A 22,147-nucleotide genomic window follows, 5' to 3' on the forward strand; every position below is an offset into this window, starting at 1 on the left:
CATGCCGCCCCGCGGCGCGTGGCCTAGCGTCGCGAGGGAGGGGGGTCCCGGCCGTGGAGGGGCTCCGGGCCGCACAGCGAGGAGCCGCGCATGACCAGTCCCGCCGAACGCCGCCGGCGCGGCCGGGCCGCCCGCAGCCGGGTCTCCCGCTCCGCCCACGGCCGCTGGATCCCCGCCGCCGACCGCCCGGACCCGATCCGCCTGCTGGAACACCAGGCCGAGGACCGGCTCGCGGACCTCCGCCCGATCCGCTACGGACGGATGGCCGAATCCGCGTTCGCCTTCCTGCGGGGCTCCGCCGCCGTCATGACCGCCGACCTCGCCGCCGTCCCCGACACCGGCCTCACCGTCCAACTGTGCGGCGACGCCCACCTGCTGAACTTCGGCGTGTACGCCTCGCCGGAACGCGCCCTGCTCTTCGACGTCAACGACTTCGACGAGACCTACCCCGGCCCCTTCGAGTGGGACGTCAAACGGCTCGCCGCCAGCGTCGCGGTCGCCGCCCGCGACAACGGCCACGACGACGACCGCGCCCACCGCGCCGCGCTCGCCGCCGCGGACGGTTACGCGGTCGCCATGCGGCGCCTCGCCGAGATGGGCGAACTCGAGGTCTGGTACGCCCGGATCGACACCGCCGACCTGCCGGCGACGGTCCGCGGGGGCGGTCGCCGCCGACAGGTCGAGGCCAACCTCGACCGCGCCCGCCGCCGCACCAGCCTGCAGGTCTTCGGCAAGCTCACCGAGCGGGGTGAGGACGGCCGCCGTCGCATCATCAGCGACCCGCCGCTGATCGAACCGGTGCCGCGCGACGAGCTGCGCAGGGTCGGCAAGATCTTCAGCGACTACCGCGCCACCCTCGCCGAGGACCGCCGGGTCCTGCTCGACCGCTTCCAACTGGTCGACGTCGCCCGCAAGGTGGTCGGCGTCGGCAGTGTCGGCACCCGCTGCTTCATCCTCCTCCTGGAGGGCCGGGACGAGCGCGACCCCCTCTTCCTCCAGATCAAGGAGGCCGGACGGTCCGTGCTGGAGGACTACCTGCCGGAGACGCCGACCGAGGGCCGTCACCTCACCGAGGCGCCGGTCGTCCACGGCGGCCGGCGCGTCGTCACCGGCCAGCACCTGATGCAGGCCGCCAGCGACATCTTCCTCGGCTGGACCACCGGCCCCGGGGGCCGCCACTTCTACGGACGCCAGCTGCGCGACATGAAGGGGGCCGCCGCCGTCGCCGACATGGCGCCCGCGGACCTGCGCGCCTACGCCGACCTCTGCGGCCGGACCCTGGCCCGCGCCCACGCCCGCTCCGGCGACCGTCTCGCCGTCGCCGGCTACCTGGGCAGCGCCGACACCTTCTCCGAGGCCGTGGCCGACTTCGCCGTCCAGTACGCGGACCGGACCGTCGTCGACCACGCGGCGTTGCTGGCCGCGATCGACGCGCACGCGGTGGCGGCACGGCGGGGTATCTGAGGCCGCCCCGGCCTGCCCGGGACCGAGCCCGGCCCGGGTCCGGCCCCGCCCGGGGGCCGGAGCCGCCCCCGTGGACAAATGGCTACCGGCTGGCCCTGCACCCGGACGGCCTGGCCCCGCGGATCCTCAACTTCGGCGCCTGGGCCCGGCACATCCTCGAACGGACCACCCACCTGGGCGCGCTCCACGCCGAACTGCTCGGCTACGTCGGGGCGCCGGAGGCGGCGCGGTCCGACCGGCCGTCCGGCCTGCCCTCGTCTCCCTGCTCCTGCTCGGTGTCGCAGGGGTGACCTTCGGGAGAGGTCCTTCAGGTGCTACCTCTGGTTTCTTGGGTCTGACCAGGATGACCGCCGTCGCGTCTTGATCGACATCCTGGAAAGCAGTCTTCGCGGCCTCCGAAGGCTCGAAGAGGTGAATTCGGAAAAGGTGACGGATGCCGCGGGGCCCTTCGGCGTTCGGGGGTGTGGCGGGTCAGGCGGGGGTGAGGAGGTGGAGGGCGGCGGGGGTGACGGTGACGGTGACGGGGAGGGGGGCCATGAACTCGCCGTCGGCGTAGGCGGTGATGGCGGGGGAGTCGATGCGGACCGACGTGGTGCGGTGGGTGGTGACCTCGCGGCGTCGGACGTGGGTGCCCTTGAAGAGGGTGGGGAAGAAGCGGGCGATGCGGTGACGGGGCATCGCGTCGACGAGGGTGAGGTCGAGGAGGCCGTCGGTGGGGTCGGCGGTCGGGCAGATGAGCATCCCGCCGCCGTAGCTGCTGGTGTTGCCGACGGCGGCGAGCGTGAGGTCGCGGGTGATCTCGGTGCCGTCGGCGAGGGTGAGGTGGAAGGGCAGCGGGCGGAGGTTGGCGAACTCGACGGCGATGGCGAGGTTGTAGCGCATCCGGCCGCGGGGCCAGCGGAGCCGGTTGGTGCGGTCGCTGACCAGGGAGTCGAAGCCGCTGGCGAGGACGGAGCCGAACCGGCGGGTGCTGCCGTCGGCCGCCGTGACGAGGCCGAGGTCGACGGTGCGGGTGCGGCCGGCGGCGACGACGTCGGCGGCGGCCTCCGGGGCGTTGCGGGGGAGGCCGTAGGCGCGGGCGTGGTCGTTGCCGGTGCCGGCGGGGACGACGCCGAGGGGGACGGACGTGCCGGCGGCGGCCTGCAGGCCGAGGTTGACCATGCCGTCGCCGCCGACGACGACCAGGGCGTCGCAGGACCCGGAGCCGACGGCGGCGCGGGCGAGTTCGAGGGACTCGGCGGCGGAGGTGCCCGCTCGCGCGTCCACGGCGATGCCGAGGTCGCGCAGGCGGGCGGTGGCGCGGCGGGCCGCCGGCTCGGCGTGGCCGGCGGCTGCCGCGGGGTTGGTGAGGAGAACGACGCGGGCGATGGTTCTCCGGCCGCTCACGGGATCAGCTTGCCCGGGTTGAGGATGCCCGCCGGGTCCAGCTCGGCCTTGACGGCGCGCAGGATGCGCACGCCCAGCTCGCCGATCTCGTCGGTCATCCAGGGGCGGTGGTCGGCGCCGACCGCGTGGTGGTGGGTGATCGTGCCGCCGGCCGTCAGGATGGCGTCGCAGGCGGCGCGCTTCGCACCGGCCCACCGCTCCAACGGGTCGTCGCCGAGGGCGGCGACGACCGTGAAGTAGAGCGAGGCGCCGGTCGGGTAGACGTGCGAGATGTGGCAGAGCACGAGCGAGCCGGGGAGGGCCTCGGTGAGGGCGGTGGTCACGGCCAGACGGAGCTCGGGGAGGTTCCGCCAGCTGGTGGCGGTTTCGAGGGTCTCGCAGAGCGCGCCCGCGCGGAGCAGGGAGTCCCGCAGGTAGGGGGCGTTGAACCGGCCGTGTTCCCAGGCCCGGGCGGGTGCCTCGCCGAGCGGGGTGCCGCCGGCGGCGAGCAGGACGGCGCGGGTCTCCGCGTGGCGGGTGGCGGCCTGTTCGGCGGTGCCCTCGAAGACGGTGACGGCCAGGCAGCCGGTGACCGCGGGTTCGCCGCCGATCCTCTCGGTCATCGCGAGGTTGACCATGGTCTCGGCCTCGTCGGAGAGCCGGATGACGGTCGGGCCGGTGCCCTGCTGCTCGACGGCGCGCAGCGCGGCCGAGCCGGTGGCGAAGTCGGGGAAGGACCAGGCCTCGTACGCCTTGGCGGCGGGCGCGGGGTGGACGCGGACCCGGACGGCGGTGATCACGCCGAGGGTGCCCTCCGAGCCGAGGAACAGTTCGCGCAGGTCGGGTCCGGCGGCGGAGGCGGGGGCGCGCCCGAGGTCGAGGGTGCCGGCCGGGGTGACGACGCGCAGGCCGCGCACCATCTCGTCGAACCGGCCGTGGCCGGCCGAGTCCTGACCGGAGGAGCGGGTGGCCGCGAAGCCGCCGATGGTGGCGAAGCGGAAGCTCTGCGGGTAGTGGCCGAGTTCGAGGCCGTGCGCGGCGAGCAGCGCCTCCGCCGCCGGGCCGGTGAGGCCCGCGCCGAGGACGGCCTCGCCGGAGGTCTCGTCGAGGTCGAGCAGCCGGTCGAGGCGACGCAGGTCGAGCGACACGACGGCCGCGAGGCCGCCGCGCTCCGGGTCCAGCCCGCCGACCACGCTGGTGCCGCCGCCGAAGGGCACGACGGCGATGCGGCGTTCGGCGCACAGCGCGAGCAGGGCGGCGATCTCGTCCTCCCCTCCGGGCAGGACGACGGCGTCGGGCGCGTCCTGCGGTGCGCGGCTGCGGCGGCGCAGCAGGTCGGGGGTGGACTTGCCGCCGGCCCGGGGGAGGCGGTCGGCGTCGGCGGCGCTGACGTGCGCTTCGCCGACGACGGCGGCGAGGGCCGCGAGGTCGTCCGGGGACAGGGCGGACGGCCGCAGCACGACGTCCGGGGCGTCCGGGCCCGGCTCGGCGTCGCCGGTGACGCCGAGGGCGGCGGCGAGCAGGCCCTTGACGTCGGCGGACAGCTCCTTGGCGAGGGCCGGGTCGCCCCAGGCGTCCCACTTCATCGGGGGGAGCGGCAGCGCGGCGTCGGCCGGTTCCGCTTGCTTCTCGGCGGTCATGCGTTACAGTTTTACACATCATGTCAAGTAGTAACGCGGACCTCGACCGGTCGTCCGAGCCTCGCGGCACCGACGACGCCATCCTTGACGCCGCCGCCGATCTGGTCATCCAACTCGGCGTACGCCGGACCCAGTTGGCCGAGATCGCGCGCCGTGCCGGGGTCAGTCGGCCGACCGTCTACCGGCGCTGGCCGGACGTCCGGGCGGTGATCGGTGCGCTACTCACCCGCGAGATCGCGGCCACCCAGGAGGCCGTCCGGCTCGCCGGGGTGGACCGGGCCGCGTTCGTCGACGGTGTCGTCGAGGTCGCCGTCCGCCTGCGCGACCATCCGGTGCTCGGCGCGCTGCTGCGTTCCGCCGACTCCGACACGCTCTTCGAGTACGTGGTCGAACGCCTCGGGACCAGCCAGCGAGGGCTCCTCGAAGCACTCCGCGCCGGCATCGCGCAGGGGCAGGAGCACGGCTCGATCCGGGCCGGTGATCCGGTCGAGCTCGCCGCGATGGTGCTGCTGATCGCCCAGTCCACCGTCCAGTCGCACCGTATGGTGGCCCAGTTGCTGTCCGAGGACGCGTGGCGGCGTGAACTGGCCCGCGCCCTGGACGGGTACCTCGCGCCGTGAACGACCGCCGGGGACCGGTGAACGCCCGCGCCGGGCGGGCCGTCCGTCTGCGGGTGACCGCCCGTCCATGCCCGGTCGGCCGCCGTCGGCAGCCGGTGAACCGCCGCAACGCCACCCGCCACGGAGGCCGCAGATGACCACCACCGCCGGACCCTACGCCGGGACGACCCGACTCACCGCCCGTCGCCGGGAGTTGGAGCTCGACGCGCTCGCCGCCGACCCCGTCGTCGACGTCCTGGTGATCGGCGGAGGCATCACCGGCGTCGGTGTCGCCCTCGACGCGGCGGCGCGCGGGCTCTGCACCGTGCTCGTCGAGTCCCGCGACCTCGCGTTCGGGACCAGCCGGTGGAGTTCCAAGCTCGTCCACGGCGGCCTGCGCTACCTCGCCTCCGGGCGGATCGGCGTGGCGCGGGAGAGCGCCCGCGAACGCGGTGTGCTGATGACCCGTACCGCCCCTCACCTGGTCCGTTCGCTGCCCCAACTCGTGCCGCTGCTGGACGGGTTGTTCCGCCCGGGGCAGGCCGCGCTGGTCCGGGCCGGCTTCCTCGCGGGCGACGCCCTGCGGCTGGGCGCCGGCACCTCGGGCACCCTGCTGCCCCGGGTCCGCCGGGTGGACGCCGCCCGCGCCCGTGACCTGGTGCCCGGGCTGCGGGCAGCCGGTCTGAACGGCGGCCTCGTCGCTCACGACGGGCAACTCGTCGACGACGCCCGGCTGGTGGTCGCCCTCGCCCGTACCGCGGCGCAGTACGGGGTCTCGGTGCTCACCCGCGTCCGCGCCGACGAGGTCACCGGAGGCGGCGCCCGGCTCACCGACGGACTCACCGGCCAGTCGTTCACCCTCACCGCCCGCGCCGTCGTCAACGCCACGGGAGTCTGGGCCGGCGAGGTGGATCCGTCGATCCGGCTGCGGCCCAGCCGGGGCACCCACCTGGTGGTCGACGCCGCGGCCCTCGGCCGGCCGACCGCCGCGCTCACCGTCCCCGTGCCCGGGTCGACCAGCCGGTTCGTCTTCGCGCTGCCGCAGCAGCTCGGCCGGGTCGCGATCGGCCTGACCGACGAGGACGCGCCCGGCCCGATCCCGGACGAGCCCCGGCCCACCGACGCGGAGTTGGACTTCCTCCTCGACACCGTGAACTCCGCCCTGGAGACGGCCCTGACCAGGGCCGACGTGCGCGGCGCCTACGCCGGGCTGCGGCCGCTGCTCGACACCGGCGACGGCGCCACCGCGGACATCTCCCGGCAGCACGCGGTGCTGGAGTCGCCCAACGGCGTGATCACGGTGGTCGGCGGGAAGCTCACCACCTACCGCCGGATGGCCGAGGACGCCGTCGACACCGCGGTCCGCCTGCGCGAGCTGACCGCCCGCGACTGCTGGACCACCCGCCTGCCGCTGGTCGGTGCGCCCGGCCACCGCGACAGCCGGCCCTGCCCCGAGGGCGAGGTGCCGGCCTCCCTGGTCGCCCGCCACGGCGGCGCGGCGCGCGAGGTGCTCGTGGCGGGGGAGGCGCTGGGTGCCGGTTACGCGGCGCCGGTCGCGGGCGGCGTCGACGTCAGCCGGGCCGAGATCGTGTACGCGGTGACGCACGAGGGCGCACTGGACGTCGAGGACGTGCTGCACCGCCGGACCCGGATCGGCCTGGTCCCGGCGGACGCGGAGCGGGCCGGGGCGGCCGTCGAGGAGATCATCGCCAAGGTCCGCTGAGCGCCGAGTGCCGAGCCTTGCGGCAGGCGGCAGGCGGCAGGCGGCAGGCGGCAGGCGGCAGGGTCGCCGGGCGGTCACTGCCCGGTGCGCTCCGCCATCGGGTGCACCGCGCCGTGCACGTCCAGCGCGCACGCGAGGGGGCGCTCGGGGTCACCGGTCCGCTTGAGCTCGACGGCCAGCGGCAGCGGAGGCTCCTCGGGCAGCTGGGCGGCCAGCGTGAGCGGGTAGACGCCGTGCCCGTGGACGCGGTGGAAGGCGACCTCCTTGCCGTCCACCAGCACCTCGGTCTCGGTGATCCAGCCGGACCGGACGTTCACCGTGACGGAGTGCCCGGCCCGGTCGAGATGGAAGCTGTGCCGCTGGCGCATGAAGACCTCCGGGGGACCGCCGGGCCCCCCGCGCGACCACGCCAGTCTACGTCCGGCCCCCCGGCCCGGCCGGGCGAGCGCGAGCGCTGCGGGAGTGGTGGGCCGCCCCCGTTCCCGCCCGGAATCGGGAACGGGATCGGGAACGGGGCCTCGGGAACGGGCCCCCGGGGAAGGGGGGACGCCACGGCGCCCTGGGCGCGCCTCAGACGAGGCGGCCGCCGCCGTCGACGTGCAGGACCGTGCCGGTGACGAAGGGGCTGGTCATCGCGAAGTGGACGGCGCGGACCAGGTCCTCGGTGGTGCCGGTCCGGCGTGCGGGGTTGCGGTCGGCGACGGAACGCAGGAAGTCGGTCTTGTCGGCGCCCATCCGGTCCCAGGCGCCGGTGTCGACGATGCCGGGGGAGACGGCGTTGACGCGGACCGGGGCGATCTCCACGGCCAGGGCCTGAACGAGGAAGGCGAGGGCGCCGTTGGTGGTGGCCATCACGGTGCGGGCGGGCGCGGGGCGCCAGGCGGCGACGCCGGAGAAGAAGGTGAAGGAGGCGCCGTCGGGGGTGTCGGTGGCGGCCTGGCCGGCGAGGTGCTTGGCGAGCAGCAGCGGGCCGTACACCTTGGCGGCGAACGCGCGGTGGACGTCGGCGAGTTCGAGTTCGGCGAGCGGGCCGTTGGCGGGCATGGCGGCGGTGGAGACCAGGTGGTCGAAGCGGCCGGTGGCGGCGGCGAGGGCGGCGATCGAGTCCTCGTCGGCGAGGTCGACCGGGACGACCTTCGTGGGGCCGGTCAGTTCGCCGGCGGTCCACTCCAGCTTGCGGGGGTCGGGGCCGGCGAGGACGAGTTCGGCGCCGGCGGCGGAGGCGGTGTGGGCGAGGGCGCGGCCGGTGTGGGAGCCGGCGCCGACGATGACGACGCGGCGGCCGGCGAGGGGGAGGGTTGCGGAGGAGGTCATGTCCGCAACCCTCCGCCGAGCAGGGGTGATACGTCCAAGGCTTGTTTTCTGGGAAAGCCATAAACTGCCTGCATGGCCACTCTCCGACAGTTCGAGTACCTGGTGACCGTCGTCGACACCGGTTCCTTCACGCGCGCGGCCGAGCTGCTGCACGTCACTCAGCCGGCGCTCTCGCACCAGGTGCGGGCGCTGGAGAAGGCGGTGGGCGGCGCGCTGCTGGAGCGCCTGCCGCGCGCGGTGCGGCTGACGCCGATGGGGCGGGCGGTGCTGCCGCACGCCCGGGCGGCGCTCGCGGATGCCGAGCGGCTGCGGGCGGCGGCCCGCTCGGCGGCCGGACTCGACGGCGGTGAGCTGGAGTTGGCGACGGTGTACTCGGTGAGCCTGGGCATCCTGCCGCCGGTGCTGCGGGCCTGGCGGCGCGCGCACCCGGGAGTGCGGATCCGGCTGCGCGAGTACGCGCACAACGAGGAGCTGCGGGCGGCGATGGCGGCGGGGCAGGCGGACGTCGCGGTGGGGACGCAGCCGGCCGACTGGGAGGGGCCGATCAGGGAACTGGGGGTGGAGGAGTTCGTCCTGGCGCTGCCGCCGGAGGACGCGGAGCCGGAGGGATGCCGGCGCGTTCCGCTGGCCGAGCTGGCGGAGCGGGACTGGGTGCACTACGCCCCCGGGAACGGGCTCGCGGACCTGCTGGACGCGGCCTGCGCGGAGGCCGGGTTCCGGCCCCGGGTGGCGGTGCGGACCGAGCAGACGGCGGCGGCCCCGCTGCTCGCGGCGGCCGGTCTGGGAGTGGCGCTGGTGCCGGCGAACATCGTGCCACCGGGGTTCGACGGGCTGGTCCGCCGGCCGGAGCCGCCGGTCCGGCGGGCGCTGGTGGCGTACACCCGGACCAGGCCGGACCCGTTGACGGCGGCCTTCGTCGACCTGCTGGCCCGGCAGGCGTGCCTGCTTCCGCCGCAGGTGGCGGCGCTGCTGGCGGAGGGGGGCTGAGGCGGCGGGCCGCGAAGGGTCGGGGCCCGGCCGGGGAGCGTGCCGGGGGCGGGCGGGGTGGTCGGCCGTGTGCCGGCCGGGGATGGCCGGGGATGGCCGTATTCGGTCGCACGGATTCTCGCGATCTCTACAGTGTTGTAGATTCTTTTCCAGGGAGAGCAGTAGCGCAACCGAGGAGGGCACTGTGGGAGTTTCGCTGGCCAAGGGCGGCAACGTCTCGCTGACCAAGGAGGCGCCGGGCCTCACCGCCGTCATCGTCGGACTCGGCTGGGACGTGCGGACGACCACCGGCGCCGACTACGACCTGGACGCGAGCGCGCTGCTCTGCAACGCGGTCGGCAAGGTGCTCTCGGACGGGCACTTCGTCTTCTTCAACAACCTGCGCAGCCCGGACGGTTCGGTCGAGCACAGCGGTGACAACCTGACCGGTGGCGGTGACGGCGACGACGAGCAGATCAAGGTCGACCTGGCCACCGTGCCGGCCGAGGTGGCCAAGGTGGTGTTCCCGGTGTCGATCTACGACGCGGACGCCCGGCACCAGAGCTTCGGCCAGGTCCGCAACGCGTTCATCCGGGTCGTCAACCAGGCCAACGGCCAGGAGATCGCCCGCTACGACCTCACCGAGGACGCCTCGACCGAGACGGCGATGGTCTTCGGCGAGCTCTACCGCAGCGGCGCCGAGTGGAAGTTCCGCGCGATCGGCCAGGGCTACGCCTCCGGCCTGCGCGGCATCGCGACCGACTACGGCGTGAACGTCTGACGGGTCGAACCGTCCGGCACTGAAGGGGAGTTCGACGGCCGGTCGAGGGACAGGCCGCCGAACCCGCCCGTACCGGCGAGCTGTTCGCGCCACCACTCGGCCATTCCGGCCTCGTCGATGGTCCTCCAGTCCGGTGCGCCGGTGACCTGGGCCCGTCCGAGCCGGCGGCCGAGGTCGACCAACGCCCGCCCCACCGCGCCGCGTTCGCGGTCGTAACCGGGCAGCAGATCGTCCCAGCCGTCCGCCGACCGCCAGGCGTCCTCGAAGGCGCAGGCGTCCTGGAGGGCCTTGGCCGCGCCGCTGGTGTTGTGCGGGCGGACCAGGGTGGCGGCGTCCCCGGCGAGCAGCAGGCGTCCGGCGGTGCGGCGCGGGGTCGCGAGGTCGTGGATCGGCTGGAGCAGGATCCGCTCGACCGGGGTCAGGTTGACCACCCCGGCCCAGTACGGCGGGAGGTGCCGGTCGGCGAGGTCGGCCAGTTCGTCGAGGCGGACGCGGTCGAGCGAGCCGGCCGGGATGCCGTTGGGGTCGGCCGGCGTGTGGGCCGGGACGCCGGCCCCGGTGTCGCCGGTCACGGTGCCGTCGGCCCTGCTGCCGTCGGCCCCGGTGTCGCCGGTCGGGTGCAGCCAGGCGGGTGCGGGGGCGTAGAAGACCCAGTTGACCAGGGTGGTGCCGGGCTCCAGGCCGGGGATGCGGTAGAGCACGACCTGGCCGCCGGGGTAGCAGGCGGTGATCACCTCGTGCCCGGGCCAGCGCGCGCCCCCGCCGGGCAGCCGGTCGAGGAGGCGGGCGTCGAAGCTGCCGCGCCAGCAGACGTAGCCGGCGTACTCGGGCCGGGCGTCCGGGCAGACGGCGCCCCGGACCACCGAACGGTGGCCGTCGGCGCCGACCACCAGGTCGTACGGGTCGCGCCCGCCGGAGGTCGCCACCCAGGCCTGCGGGCCGTCGTCGGGGCCGCCCCCGCCGACCGCCGTGACGGTCGTCCCGGTGCGGAACTCCACGGCGTCCGGGGCGCGTTCGCGCAGTCCCTGCCAGAGCACGCCCCAGTGGAACGCGTGCATGGCCATCGGCTGGACCCAGAGCACCCGCCCGCGCGGGCCGTGCGTGCCGGAGGGGTCGGCGGCCACCCAGTGCCGTTCGGTGAGCGGGTGGTGGCGGATGCCGTCGTCGAGGTGGCCGGCCCGGACCAGTTCGGCGTAGCGGTCCAGGACCACGCACAGGCCCACGCCCCGGTCCTCCAGGCGCCCGGGGCTGCGTTCCAGCACGGTGACCTGCTCCGCCCCGCCGCGGGCCGCGGCCCGGGCGAACGCGCACCCCGCGATGCTGCCGCCGACCACGGCGACCGATCCACCCCGCACGGCCGTGCCCCCTCTCCGGGGCCTCGGCCGGCCCCGCCCGTCTCCCGACGACCATACGCCGTGGGCTGACGATCCGTCAGTAAAGGGGCGGGTGGAGCGCCGTGGCGGCCGGGCCGCCCCGGGGGCGGCGCCGCGGGCGGCGCCGAATGGGGGGTTCGGCGGGGCCGGGGGAGGGGTCCGGCGGGAGTTCGGCCGCACCCTCTTGTGCAACTAGTTGCATATAGGCATCCCCTCCCCTACCGTGTGGTAACAACGAGCCGCCGCCTCGACGAAGCCCTGGGAGACCCCCGATGACCGCCACCCCGCCGCCGCCCTACCCGCACCTGCTGCGCCCGCTCGACCTCGGCTTCACGACCCTCCCCAACCGCGTCGTCATGGGGTCCATGCACGTGGGCCTGGAGGAGGCCCCCGACGGCCCCGAGCGGCTGGCCGCCTTCTACGCCGAACGCGCCCGCGGCGGCGTCGGCCTCATCGTCACCGGTGGCATCGCCCCCAACGAGGCAGGGCGCCCCTGGGGCGGCGGCGCCATGCTCACCACCGAGGAGGAGGCCGACCGCCACCGCGTCGTCACCGACGCCGTGCACGCCGCCGGCGGCCGGATCGCCCTCCAGATCCTGCACTTCGGCCGCTACGCCTACCACCCCGACCTCGTGGCCCCCAGCGCCGTCCAGGCGCCGATCAGCCCGTTCCCGCCGCGCGCCCTCACCGCCGACGAGGTCGAGCGGACCATCGAGGACTTCGCCCGCTGCGCCGCCCTCGCCCGGCGAGCCGGCTACGACGGCGTCGAGATCATGGGCTCCGAGGGCTACCTGATCAACGAGTTCATCGCCGCCGCCACCAACCACCGCGAGGACGAGTGGGGCGGCCCGTACGAGAACCGGATGCGGTTCCCGGTCGAGATCGTCCGCCGCGTCCGCGAGCGGGTCGGCCCCGACTTCATCCTGATCTACCGGCTCTCCATGCTCGACCTCGTCCCCGGCGGTTCCACCCTCCCCGAGGTGGTGCAGCTCGCCCGGGCCGTCGAGGAGGCCGGTGCCACCATCATCAACACCGGCATCGGCTGGCACGAGGCGCGCATCCCGACCATTGCCACCTCCGTGCCGCGCGGCGCCTTCGCCTGGGTGACCCGCAAGGTGATGGGCTCGGTCGGCATCCCGCTGGTCACCTCCAACCGCATCAACACCCCTGAACTCGCCGAGCAGTTGCTCGCCGACGGTTACGCCGACCTGGTCTCCCTCGCCCGCCCGCTGCTCGCCGACGCCGACTTCGTCGCCAAGGCCCGCGACGGCCGCGCCGACGCCGTCAACACCTGCATCGGCTGCAACCAGGCCTGCCTCGACCACACCTTCAGCGGGAAGACCACCTCCTGCCTGGTCAACCCGCGCGCCTGCCACGAGACCGAGCTGGTCCTCGCCCCCACCAGGACGCGCAAGCGCATCGGCGTCGTCGGCGCCGGACCGGCCGGCCTCGCGTTCGCCGTCTCCGCGGCCGAACGCGGCCACGCCGTCACCCTGTTCGACGCCGCCGACACCGTCGGCGGCCAGCTCGACATCGCCCGGCGCATCCCGGGGAAGGAGGAGTTCGACGAGACCATCCGCTACTACCGCACCCGCCTCGCCGAACTCGGCGTCGAGCAGCGGCTCGGGGCCCTCGTGGCGGCGCCGGAACTCGCCGCCGAGGACTTCGACGAGGTCGTCCTCGCCACCGGCGTCACCCCGCGCGTCCCCGCCGACCTCCCCGGCATCGACCACCCCAGCGTCCTCGGCTACCTCGACGTGCTGCGCGACGGCGCGCCCGTCGGCGAGCGCGTCGCCGTCGTCGGGGCGGGCGGCATCGGCTTCGACGTCGCCGAGTACCTCACCGACCAGGGCGACGAGGCGAGCCTCAACGCGCCCGTCTACCAGCGCAAGTGGGGCATCGACCCGGAGTACCGCGAGCGCGGCGGCCTCGCCCGGCCCGAGCGGCCGACGCCCCCGCGCCGCGTCCACCTGCTCCAGCGCCGGACCGGCAAGGTCGGTGCCGGCCTCGGAAAGACCACCGGCTGGATCCACCGGGCCGAACTCAAGCACCGCGGCGTCACGATGGTCGCCGGCGCCCGCTACGACCTGATCGACGACGCGGGGCTCCACTTCACCCTCGACGGCGAACCGCAGCTGCTGCCCGTCGACACCGTCGTCCTCTGCACCGGCCAGGAACCGCGCCGCGACCTGGACGCCGCCCTGCGCGCCCTCGGCATCACCCCGCACCTGATCGGCGGCGCCGACGAGGCCGCCGAACTCGACGCCAAGCGGGCGATCAAGCAGGGCACCGAGCTGGCCGCCGCGCTCTGACCGCCGCACTCCGACCGCCGCTCCGAGGGGCGCGGGCGGAATCCCCGCGACCCCTAGGATCGACCCATGTCGCTGCCGCACGCCATCCTGACCGCCCTGCTGGAGAAACCGTCCTCGGGGCTGGAGCTGACCCGGCGGTTCGACAAGTCGATCGGCTTCTTCTGGTCCGCCACCCACCAGCAGATCTACCGTGAGCTGGGCAGGCTGGAGACCTCCGGGCTGATCCGGGCGCTCCCGCAGACCGGGCCGGTGCGCGGGCAGAAGAAGGAGTACGAGGTCCTGCCCGAGGGCCGTGCCGAACTCGCACGGTGGACGGCCGCCGGGGACGACCCCAAGACGGTCCGGGAACCGCTGCTGCTGCGGCTGCGTGCCGCCGCGGTGGTCGGCACGGCCGGCCTGGACGCCGAACTCCACCGGCACCTCGCCCTGCACCGGGCGCAGCTGGCCGACTACCGGGCGATCGAACGGCGCGACTTCCCGCCGGGGGAGGGCGACGCCGCGAACCCGTTGCAGCACGCGGTGCTGCGGGCCGGCATCGGGCTGGAGTCCTTCTGGGCGCAGTGGCTCACCGAGACCCTCGCCACGCTGCCGTCCGACCGGACCGACGGCGGCCCGCCGGGCGGTCCGGCGCGTGGTCCCGCGGAAGGCGCCGCCGAGGCCCTCGGCCCGTCCTGACCTGCGGATCCACCCGTCGGACGGGCGGGGTCCCGGACGCGGTGGGAGACTGGACGCCTGTCCCTGCCCGAACTCCCGACCGGGGGCCGCATGTCTCTCCCCAGGCCTCTTCTCGCCCTCACCGTCGCGGCAGCCGGTCTCACCGTGTTCACCCTCGGCACCACCGGGCTCGCCGCAGGATCGCCGTCCGCTCGGCCCGCGCCGGCCGTGACGCTCGCGACAGCCGCCGGGGCCACGGTCGCCGCCGCTCCGGCCGCCGCCGCACAGCTGCCCACCGACGACCGGCTCAGGGCCGCGCTGCTCACCGCCGATGAACTGGGACCGGACTTCACCGAACTCCCGGTCGGCGCGAGCCCCTCGCCCGAGAGTGACGCCTCCCCGGTGGCCGGGTGCGACGCGCTGCGCGCGCTGCTGAACCGCGAGACCGCCCGAGGGCCCTCCGGACGCCCGCACCAGGGCGTCGAGTTCGACGGGCCGGCCGGCAACCCGATGATCACCGAATCGCTCACCGCCGAGGAGCCGGACCGCCTCACCACCGACTTCGCCGCCGTCACCGCCGCGTTCGCCGACTGCCGCAGCATCACCTTCACCGACGACACCGGCGCCCCCGTGGTCTTCACCGTGACCCCGGTCGCCCTCGGGGACCGGCCGGGCGCCCCCGCCGTCCGCCTCGACGGCGAACTGGCGGGCATCCCGCTCAACGGCTACCTCGGCCTCGAACGCCTCGGCGACGTCGCGCTCTCCTACGGATTCTTCCAGCGCGACTCCGTCTCCCCCCAACTCGCGTCCCTCTACTACCGCGCCGCCGTCGCCAAGGCCGAACGTCACCTCGGCGCGCCGGCGGGGTCCACGACGGCCCCGACGGCCCCGGGCGTTCCCACCACCCCGACGGCCACCCCGACGGCTGCTCCGGGCGTTCCGTCCGCGGCGGTCTGACGGGCCGCCGCCGGTCCCGTCCGGCCCGGTCGCCACAGCCCGAGCCGGCCTCCGAGCCGGCGGCCGATCCGACGGCCCGCGCCGAACTCTGGTGCGGGCCGGACGCCGGGGCCACAATGCGGGCATGCGGAAACGGCTCCTGGCCGGCCTGGCAGGTCCGGCCCTGGTTGTTGCGGCGGCCACGGCGTCGGGATGCGGTGGACCCGGCGCGTCATCCGGGAACGCGTCACCCGGGACGGCCGCCCCGTCGACCACGCCGACGGCGCCTTCGCCGTCGTTCGACCCCTTGGAGGACTGCGTCCTGAGCATCGCACCCTGGCTGCGCACGTACCTCGACGGCGGTGCGGACGTCGGTGACTACCAGGAGATGGGCCTCTCCAGCGCCCAGGGCGGCGCACTGCGCGAACTCCAGCGGCAGGCCGCCGCCCTCGGGGCGCAGGGGCCGCTGCCGCCCGACTGGGCCGACCGGGAGGTCCGCGGGGCGTGCGCCGCGATCGTCGCGGCCAGGGCCACCATGACCGTGAAGCCGACGGGCTGGCCCTGACCGCGCCCGGTCGGCGGCGCACCGGCCCGTCGCCACGGGCCCGTCGCCACGGGCCCGTCGCCACGGGCCGGGCGGGGAGGGGCGCGGCGCCGGGCGGCACCGGGCCTCGTCCGGCGGAGAACCACCCGGTGAGCAGGGGGTTTACCCCCGGACAGGTTCGGAGGACGGCCCCAGCGCGGCCCGCCCCCGTCCCGAGCCATGATCATTCCACCGCCCAGTGGAACACCGAACTGAGGAATGATCAGGATGACTGCGCACATGACGGCGATCGGACGACGCGGGCTGCTCGCTGCGACGGCAGCGCTCGCGGCCACCGCCCTGCTGGCCCCGGTGGCCTCCGCCGTGCCCGCCGGTCCCGCGCCGGCCGCATCCGGCGCCACGGCGGTCGACGGACGGCAGGCCGCCGCGATCCGTGCGCTGGAGAGCGCCGCGCAGCCGCTGCGGTCGACGGAACCCGGTGGCCGCAGCACCGACCTCCGGGCGCTCGGTGCGATGGTCGGCGACGCCGCCGTGGTGGGGCTGGGCGAGGCCACCCACGGCTCGCACCAGTTCTTCGCCATGAAGGAACGCGTCTTCCGCTACCTCGTCGAGGAGAAGGGCTTCACCACCTTCGCCCTGGAGATGAGCTGGTCGGCCGGTCTTCGGATCGACGAGTACCTCCAGGGAGGCCCCGGCGACGCCCGGCAGACGGCCAAGGAGGCGCTGGCCGGATCCCCCTGGGAGCGTGAGGAGTTCGTCAGCCTCATCAGCTGGATGCGGCGGCACAACGACCGGCACCCGGACCGCAGGGTCCACTTCATGGGCAACGACGTCGGAGCGCCGAGGCTCGGTGACCAGGTCTTCGACCGGGTCACCTCCTACGTCCGCACGGCCCGCCCCCAGGACCTCGCGCAGGTCGAGGCGCTGTACGCGGGCCTGCGCCCCCTCGACGACGTGTTCGCCTACCTGGGCAGGCCCCTCGCCGAACGGCGCCACAACGCGGCCGTCGCCCAGCAGGCGTTCGACCTGGTCACCGCGGGCAAGGGCGCCGGCGGCGAGGCCTACGAGTGGGCCGAGCAGCACGCCCGCAACATCCTCCAGACCTTCGTCTTCACCTCCCTGGACCTGGCCGACCCCGAGTCGGTGTCCGTCGCGGAGCACTACCGCGACCGGGCGATGGCCGACAACACCGCCTGGTGGAACCGCCGCACCGGCGACAGGATGCTGCTGTCGGCGCACAACGGCCACGTGGGCTACCTGTCCACCGACCCCGTGATGTACCCGACGACGCAGGGCGTCTACCTGCGCAACGCCCTCGGGCGGGGCTACGCCGCCATCGGCTTCACCTTCAACCAGGGGTCCTTCCTCACGGCGACCACCCTCGGCAGTCCCTGGAACGCCGTGACCGTCCCGGCCGCCACCCCCGACATGCAGGAGTACACCCTCGACCGGGTCCGCCACCGCGACTACTACGTCGACCTGCGCACGCTGTCGGCCGCCGGCCGCGACTGGCTCGACACCCCCCGCCCCGTCCACGACGCCGGATCGAGCTTCACGCAGCCGGCCCCCAGCCTCGCCGTCAACCAGGCGTACGACATCCTGATCCACCTCCACCAGGTCCACGAGGCCACCAAGCTCTGACCCTCGCCGCACCGGCCCGCCGTCGGCCCGGCCCGGGGCCGAGCCGGCGGCGGGTCAGCCGCGCGGCGCGAGGTGCAGGCCCGGGCCGGCCGTGCCCGGCTCCTCCACACCCGGCAGCAGCCGCATGTCCCGCCCGTAGTCGCCGCCGTCGAGGCGCCGGAAGGGCACCGGCTCATCGGTGAACAGCCCGTCCAGCCGGCGCCCGTACTCCCGCGCCAGCTCCGCGAACCGCTCCGACGACACGTCCACCGACCCGTACACGGCGAACGGTTCGAGCGCCGCGATGCCGGTGAACCAGAGCACCCCGTGCTGCACGGGGAACAGCAGGTCCGCCAGCGGGCCGTGCGCGCCCCGGTCGGAGAACGCCGACTCCCGGGCCCCGGCCGTCACGGCCAGCAGGCCCCGGCGCCCGCCGAGCGCGCCCTCGCTGTACGGCGGCGGAACGGCCGGCCCGTGCGCGAACTCGAAGGTGAACACCCGGTCGATCCAGCCCTTGAGGATCGCGGGCACCGAGAACCACCACAGCGGGAACTGCAGCACCACGGCGTCGGCCCGGCGCAGCTTCTCCTGCTCGGCGGCGATGTCCGCCGAGAGCCGCCCCGCGTGGGTGGCCTCGCCCTGGGCGGCCAGAACCTCCAGCCGCTCGTCCGCCGGCAGGTCGGGGAAGTCGTCGCCGTCCAACGACGCGTGCCACTTCATCGCGTAGAGGTCGGACACCTCCACGCGGTGCCCGGCGGCCCGCAGGTGGTCGGCCGCGAACGCGGACAGCGCGGAGGTGAGCGAACGGGGCTCGGGGTGCGCGGTGACCAGGAGGACGGTCTTCTGCCGGGTGGGGTCGGGCTGTTGCCGCGATGCGTGGTCGGTCATGGCACCACCCTCGCGCCGGTCGCGAGGCGCAGCCAGCACCCTGTGATTCCGGAGGACCGCCGGTCCTGGTACTGCGAGGGCCACCCATACTGGATCGCATGGACACCAGCACGGGCAGGAGCTCCGACAGCAGGACCGGCAGCAGCACCGGCGGGGACGGCGCCGCCACCGCGGCCACCCCGCCGGACGGGGTCGGCGACCCCGGCCGGGCGCTCGGAGCGTTCCTGCGCGCCCGCCGGGGCCGGGTGGCCCCCGAACTGGTCGGCCTCGCCGGGGGCGGGCGCCGACGGGTGCAGGGGCTGCGCCGGGAGGAGCTGGCCCAGCTGGCCGGGATCAGCGTGGACTACTACGTCCGGTTGGAGCAGGGACGTTCCACCCAGCCGTCCCCCGAGGTGCTCGACGCGCTCGCCCGCACCCTCGGGCTGGACGAGGCGGAGCGCCGTCACCTCGACACGCTCGCCTCCGCCCGGCGGGTGCCGGTGCCCAGGCCCCGGGTCAGTCCGCTGCTGCGCCGGATGCTGGACGCGCTGGGTGCGAACCTTCCCGCCTTCGTGACCGACCACCGCCTCGACGTCGTCGCGTGGAACGGACTCGGCTCCGAACTCGTCGGCGGTGTGGGCGAGGTGCCTCGCCGTGACCGGAACCAGGCCCGCTTCCTCTTCCTCGACCCGGCCTCCCGCACCGTCCATCCCGACTGGGCGGACCGAGCGGCGGAGGCCGTCGGCCAGCTGCGGGTGGCGGCCGGCACCTGGCCGGGCGATGCCGAGCTGGTCGCCCTGATCCGCGAACTCTCCTCGCAGAGCCGGGAGTTCCGACAAGTCTGGGAATCCGGCGAGGTGGTGATGTGCGCGGCGGGCCGCAAGCGCCTCCACCACGCCCTGACCGGCGTGCTCACACTGGACTTCGAGCCCCTGAACGTCCCGGCCGCCCCCGGCCAGACCGGCCTGGTACTGCACGTGTTCAGCGCGGGGGAGGATCGGGTGACCGCCGCCGCCCTGACCCGGCTCGCGACGGCGGCGCCGGTCGCGACGGCCGGGCCGGGGACGAGGGACTGACGAACCCGCCCCGCCCCGCCCCGGCCCGGTCCGCCCCCGCCCCGAGCTGCGCCCTGCCGTGTTCAGGCCCCGGATGAGGGGCGGAGGTACTGTTTTCGGCCGGAATCGATGATCGGTGGGCGAGGTTCCGGCCGTGGTTCGTGTCCGCACCCTCGGAACGGTCCGTGGTCTCGGATGCTGGACGGAGTGCCCCGCCCCGATCGGGCGGGCGCCTTTCCGCAGCTCTACACACGGAGGTGGACGGATGAGGTCGGGGATTCGTACGTGGGTGCGCGGGGCGGGTGTCGCCCTGCTGGTGGTCGCGGTGGCGGCTCCGGTGGCGGGCGCGACGCCCGCCGACACGCAGGGCCGGCCGGGGATGATCGACGTCGCCGACCTGCCGCCGGACTCGCTGACCTGGATGGGCGGGGCCTCGGACGAGCCGGGCGGGAGCTACACGCCGACCTGTCTGTGGGACCGGATCAACGAGGTGCCGGAGCAGAACACCTGGAGCGCCGACTTCTTCACGTCGGAGACCGCCTCGGCCGTCGAGCGGGTCTTCGTGCTGCCGACCGAGGCGGAGGCCGTCACCTTCGCCGAATCGCTCCGTCAGTACTACGCGGGCTGTGCCGACCGCCTGCGTGCCGCGTACCCGGGCGACACCGTGACCGGGCAGGACCACGGCTCGCTCGACGTCGAGGAGGGCGCGACCGTGGGAGGCGTGCACCGTTCCCGCACCTCCCCCTGGGCGTCGTACAACAACCACCTGTACGGGGTCGGCCGGGACGGCAGCACGGTGGCGGTCGTCGAGTGGGAGAGCAACTGGACCCAGCCGGACGTCCCCGCCTTCAAGGAGACGGTCAGGGCCGCGGTGAACAAGCTCTACTGACAGGCCCGTTGGCGCTCCCATCCGTGCGCCGCACGGGTCCCGCCGGGTCCGGCCGGGTCCGGCGTGTTCCGGCCTGTTCCGGCCGGTTCCTGCGGGGCGGTGCACAGGTCCGTCAGGGCAGGCAGAGCACCAGCAGGCAGCTGCGGACCTTCACGTCGTCGATGACCGGGCCGCCGTAGCCGGGGGTGGTGCTGGCGAACGTGAGGGTGGCCGAGGTGCCCAGCAGGTTGGTGAAGGCGGTGGTCTGCTCGACGTAGCCCATGGAGCGCAGGCCATGTCCGCTGACGTCGAAGGCGAAGTCGAGCACCGTCGTGCCGTTGACCCGCACCTGGCCGGTCTTGAGGGCCGGGGCCCACACGGGGTTGCCCGCCAGCTTGAAGGTGACGAGGTAGGTCGTCAGCGGTGCCACCGGGAACGTCTGCGAGACGCTGCCGGTGGTGCTGCCGTTGAGGTCGAGCGACTGGTGGCCCTCGGCCACGTCCCACAGGCGGTCGGAGGTCAGGTCGGCGCTGTCGCCGCCGACCGTCCAGGGGCCGAAGGTCTGTCCGCCGAGGTAGTCGGTGAACGGTGCGGGTGCCGGGACGACGGGGCTCTCGAAGCCTCCGTCGGAGAAGGCCACGGCGGCGACCGCTGTGGCGGCAGCCCCGGCGGCGGGCGGGGCGGCGGGCGCGGCCGCGGCGGTTCCGGCGGTGGCGGTCAGCAGGAGGCCGGCGGTGGTGACGGCGGCGGTGCGGGAGACGGCGCGGGCGCCGGACGGGCTCGGCGGGTGCATGGGTGCCTTCCGGTTGCGCGGGGAGGCCTCCGGTCAGGAGCCCCATCCGGAGTGTGCGGTCCTGCGCGCGCCCCGCCAAGGGGTCCGGGCGCGGTGCGCGGGAGCACGGTGGCCATGCCAGGGGCGGGAGTTCTGTACGCCTGGCGCGCACGCCTCGCCGCGCGCCCCCTGATCGACGACGGTCTCGGGGTCAGGACCAGGATCCGCCGGGACGTCCGCCGCAACGTCCACCGGAACGGCTCCGACCCCCCGGAGCCGAGCCGATCCGAGCCGAGCCGGGGCCGGACGGTTCACTACGCGCGCCGGCGGGCGGCGGAGGCGACGGGCCGGTTCGCCGCGAGCGGCACGGGGCCTCTCGCGGCGCTCCGCGGATCAGCCCTTGAGGGTCTTGGCGAACTGGCGGGCCAGGGACTCCTCGGCGGCGGCGTCCTTGGCCGCGTCGGGGTTGTTCGCGCCCAGCTTGCGGTTGGACTGGACCTCGACCCGGTAGAAGTGCGGGCCCAGCGCGAAGAACAGGGCCGGCTTGCCCGCGTTGCCCCGGGACGCGACGAACACCTCGTCGCCGACGTCCTTGACCGCCGGCTCCTTCGCGTCCGGGCGCTGGGAGTCCCGCTTGTGGCTCGCGAACGTGGAGGAGTCCACCTCCTGGAGCGAGGTGAGGGAGTCCCAGTTGCTCCAGCCGCAGCCCCAGACCGCCGAACCGTCGAGGCCCCGGCCCAGGGGCATGCCGTTGAACGGGCCGGGCGTGCCGACGACGGCCACCACCTGGTCGGACGTCAGCAGCGTGCAGGGGTCGGCCGGGCGGTTGGCGGGAGGGGCCGCCTTGCCGCCCCCGCTCGGCGCGGCGGTGGTGCCGGCCGGCGCGGTACCGGCGGGCGGCGTCGCGCCGCCGGGGGAGGTGCCCGGTGCGGAGGTCCCGGCCGCGGTCTCCGAGGGCGCCTTGGCGGCGTCCGGGGCGGAGTCGCCCGAGGACGAACAGCCGGCCACCGCGACCGAGGCCAGGGCGAGCGCGGTCAGCCACGTGTACGGGCGGGACGTGGACGGGCGCGACTGGTGTGCGTGTTTGCCGTGTCGGACGGCGGAGTCGAACTGCATGCGGGATTCCCCCCTCTTCGGCGGTTCGTCCCGTCGGACGGACCGGTCGTGCGGCTTGATCGTACCGAGCGGTAGACGATCACAACCCGGTTTGCCCGGGACGGAGTTGGCTTCCCGTCAGATCCGCCCGACCGGTGGGGGCGCCCGCGGCGGGGCGGGCGGACCTGCGGCGCCGGCC

20 protein-coding genes are annotated in these 22,147 nt (G+C 75.0%); 12 read left to right on the top strand and 8 right to left on the bottom strand.

All coding sequences use genetic code 11. The annotated features are described in order from the left end of the window. Positions 1-90: 90 nt before the first annotated feature. On the top strand, positions 91-1,464 hold the full coding sequence (locus tag ACFWIC_RS20565; protein ID WP_329950911.1) for a DUF2252 domain-containing protein: 1,374 nt from the start codon (positions 91-93) through the stop codon (positions 1,462-1,464). A 471-nt stretch (positions 1,465-1,935) separates the two neighbouring features. Here ACFWIC_RS20565 and ACFWIC_RS20570 read toward each other — a convergent pair whose 3' ends face one another. Both ACFWIC_RS20570 and ACFWIC_RS20575 read right to left on the bottom strand, forming a co-directional pair. Beyond that, positions 1,936-2,850, bottom strand: a complete 915-nt coding sequence (locus tag ACFWIC_RS20570; protein WP_380519658.1) for a diacylglycerol kinase — start codon at positions 2,848-2,850, stop codon at positions 1,936-1,938. Next, positions 2,847-4,469: an FAD-binding oxidoreductase gene (locus ACFWIC_RS20575; protein WP_380358000.1), complete on the bottom strand. Its 1,623-nt coding sequence runs from the start codon at positions 4,467-4,469 to the stop codon at positions 2,847-2,849. Before ACFWIC_RS20575 ends, ACFWIC_RS20570 begins: the two co-directional genes overlap by 4 nt. A 20-nt stretch (positions 4,470-4,489) precedes the next feature. Here ACFWIC_RS20575 and ACFWIC_RS20580 point away from each other — a divergent pair, with 20 nt between their 5' ends. After that, positions 4,490-5,089 (top strand): helix-turn-helix domain-containing protein, encoded by a 600-nt coding sequence (locus tag ACFWIC_RS20580; protein ID WP_329950909.1) that lies wholly within the window; start codon positions 4,490-4,492, stop codon positions 5,087-5,089. Between the two features lie 133 nt (positions 5,090-5,222). Continuing rightward, positions 5,223-6,791: a glycerol-3-phosphate dehydrogenase/oxidase gene (locus ACFWIC_RS20585; RefSeq protein ID WP_380519659.1), complete on the top strand. Its 1,569-nt coding sequence runs from the start codon at positions 5,223-5,225 to the stop codon at positions 6,789-6,791. A gap of 74 nt (positions 6,792-6,865) precedes the next feature. Here ACFWIC_RS20585 and ACFWIC_RS20590 read toward each other — a convergent pair whose 3' ends face one another. Further along, on the bottom strand, positions 6,866-7,159 hold the full coding sequence (locus ACFWIC_RS20590) for a hypothetical protein (protein ID WP_329950907.1): 294 nt from the start codon (positions 7,157-7,159) through the stop codon (positions 6,866-6,868). A gap of 202 nt (positions 7,160-7,361) precedes the next feature. Next, the gene (locus ACFWIC_RS20595; protein ID WP_380519660.1) at positions 7,362-8,105 is read right to left on the bottom strand and encodes an SDR family oxidoreductase; all 744 of its coding nucleotides are present in this window, start codon (positions 8,103-8,105) and stop codon (positions 7,362-7,364) included. Positions 8,106-8,177: 72 nt separating this feature from the next. On the opposite strand from ACFWIC_RS20595, the gene ACFWIC_RS20600 reads away from it, so the two are divergent. Both ACFWIC_RS20600 and ACFWIC_RS20605 read left to right on the top strand, forming a co-directional pair. Beyond that, positions 8,178-9,092 (top strand): LysR family transcriptional regulator, encoded by a 915-nt coding sequence (locus ACFWIC_RS20600; RefSeq protein WP_329878348.1) that lies wholly within the window; start codon positions 8,178-8,180, stop codon positions 9,090-9,092. A 184-nt stretch (positions 9,093-9,276) separates the two neighbouring features. Next, positions 9,277-9,852, top strand: coding sequence for a TerD family protein (locus ACFWIC_RS20605; protein ID WP_329878346.1), 576 nt, complete (start codon positions 9,277-9,279; stop codon positions 9,850-9,852). Here the strand turns inward: ACFWIC_RS20605 and ACFWIC_RS20610 are convergent. Next, positions 9,834-11,207: an FAD-dependent monooxygenase gene (locus tag ACFWIC_RS20610; RefSeq protein ID WP_380519661.1), complete on the bottom strand. Its 1,374-nt coding sequence runs from the start codon at positions 11,205-11,207 to the stop codon at positions 9,834-9,836. The two genes, ACFWIC_RS20605 and ACFWIC_RS20610, sit on opposite strands and share 19 nt — an antisense overlap. A 290-nt stretch (positions 11,208-11,497) precedes the next feature. Between ACFWIC_RS20610 and ACFWIC_RS20615 the strand changes: the two genes are divergently transcribed. From ACFWIC_RS20615 to ACFWIC_RS20635, 5 genes are all read left to right on the top strand, one after another. Then, the gene (locus ACFWIC_RS20615; protein WP_380519662.1) at positions 11,498-13,537 is read left to right on the top strand and encodes an FAD-dependent oxidoreductase; all 2,040 of its coding nucleotides are present in this window, start codon (positions 11,498-11,500) and stop codon (positions 13,535-13,537) included. A gap of 66 nt (positions 13,538-13,603) precedes the next feature. Further along, positions 13,604-14,212 carry a PadR family transcriptional regulator gene (locus ACFWIC_RS20620; RefSeq protein WP_380519663.1) on the top strand — a complete coding sequence of 203 codons (609 nt, stop codon included), beginning with the start codon at positions 13,604-13,606 and terminating at the stop codon, positions 14,210-14,212. Positions 14,213-14,302: 90 nt separating this feature from the next. Further along, the gene (locus ACFWIC_RS20625; protein ID WP_380519664.1) at positions 14,303-15,148 is read left to right on the top strand and encodes a hypothetical protein; all 846 of its coding nucleotides are present in this window, start codon (positions 14,303-14,305) and stop codon (positions 15,146-15,148) included. Positions 15,149-15,434: 286 nt separating this feature from the next. Continuing rightward, positions 15,435-15,692 carry a hypothetical protein gene (locus tag ACFWIC_RS20630; RefSeq protein ID WP_380519665.1) on the top strand — a complete coding sequence of 86 codons (258 nt, stop codon included), beginning with the start codon at positions 15,435-15,437 and terminating at the stop codon, positions 15,690-15,692. Positions 15,693-15,938: 246 nt separating this feature from the next. Then, positions 15,939-17,312: an erythromycin esterase family protein gene (locus ACFWIC_RS20635; RefSeq protein WP_329950901.1), complete on the top strand. Its 1,374-nt coding sequence runs from the start codon at positions 15,939-15,941 to the stop codon at positions 17,310-17,312. A gap of 54 nt (positions 17,313-17,366) precedes the next feature. On the opposite strand, the gene ACFWIC_RS20640 is transcribed toward ACFWIC_RS20635, so the two are convergent. Continuing rightward, on the bottom strand, positions 17,367-18,179 hold the full coding sequence (locus ACFWIC_RS20640) for an NAD(P)H-dependent oxidoreductase (protein WP_329878332.1): 813 nt from the start codon (positions 18,177-18,179) through the stop codon (positions 17,367-17,369). A gap of 98 nt (positions 18,180-18,277) precedes the next feature. Here ACFWIC_RS20640 and ACFWIC_RS20645 point away from each other — a divergent pair, with 98 nt between their 5' ends. Beyond that, a complete protein-coding gene (locus tag ACFWIC_RS20645) occupies positions 18,278-19,234 on the top strand; it encodes a helix-turn-helix transcriptional regulator (protein WP_380519666.1) in 957 nt (318 codons plus the stop codon). Positions 19,235-19,478: 244 nt separating this feature from the next. Beyond that, on the top strand, positions 19,479-20,102 hold the full coding sequence (locus ACFWIC_RS20650; RefSeq protein WP_380519667.1) for a hypothetical protein: 624 nt from the start codon (positions 19,479-19,481) through the stop codon (positions 20,100-20,102). Positions 20,103-20,214: 112 nt separating this feature from the next. Here ACFWIC_RS20650 and ACFWIC_RS20655 read toward each other — a convergent pair whose 3' ends face one another. Both ACFWIC_RS20655 and ACFWIC_RS20660 read right to left on the bottom strand, forming a co-directional pair. Continuing rightward, positions 20,215-20,874, bottom strand: coding sequence for a DUF642 domain-containing protein (locus tag ACFWIC_RS20655; protein WP_380519668.1), 660 nt, complete (start codon positions 20,872-20,874; stop codon positions 20,215-20,217). 372 nt (positions 20,875-21,246) lie between these two features. Then, a complete protein-coding gene (locus ACFWIC_RS20660; RefSeq protein WP_380519669.1) occupies positions 21,247-21,969 on the bottom strand; it encodes a hypothetical protein in 723 nt (240 codons plus the stop codon). Positions 21,970-22,147: the final 178 nt, after the last annotated feature.

Origin of the sequence: Kitasatospora sp. NPDC127035, from assembly GCF_042726075.1 — a bacterium.
In the GTDB taxonomy this organism is placed as follows: Bacteria; Actinomycetota; Actinomycetes; order Streptomycetales; family Streptomycetaceae; genus Kitasatospora.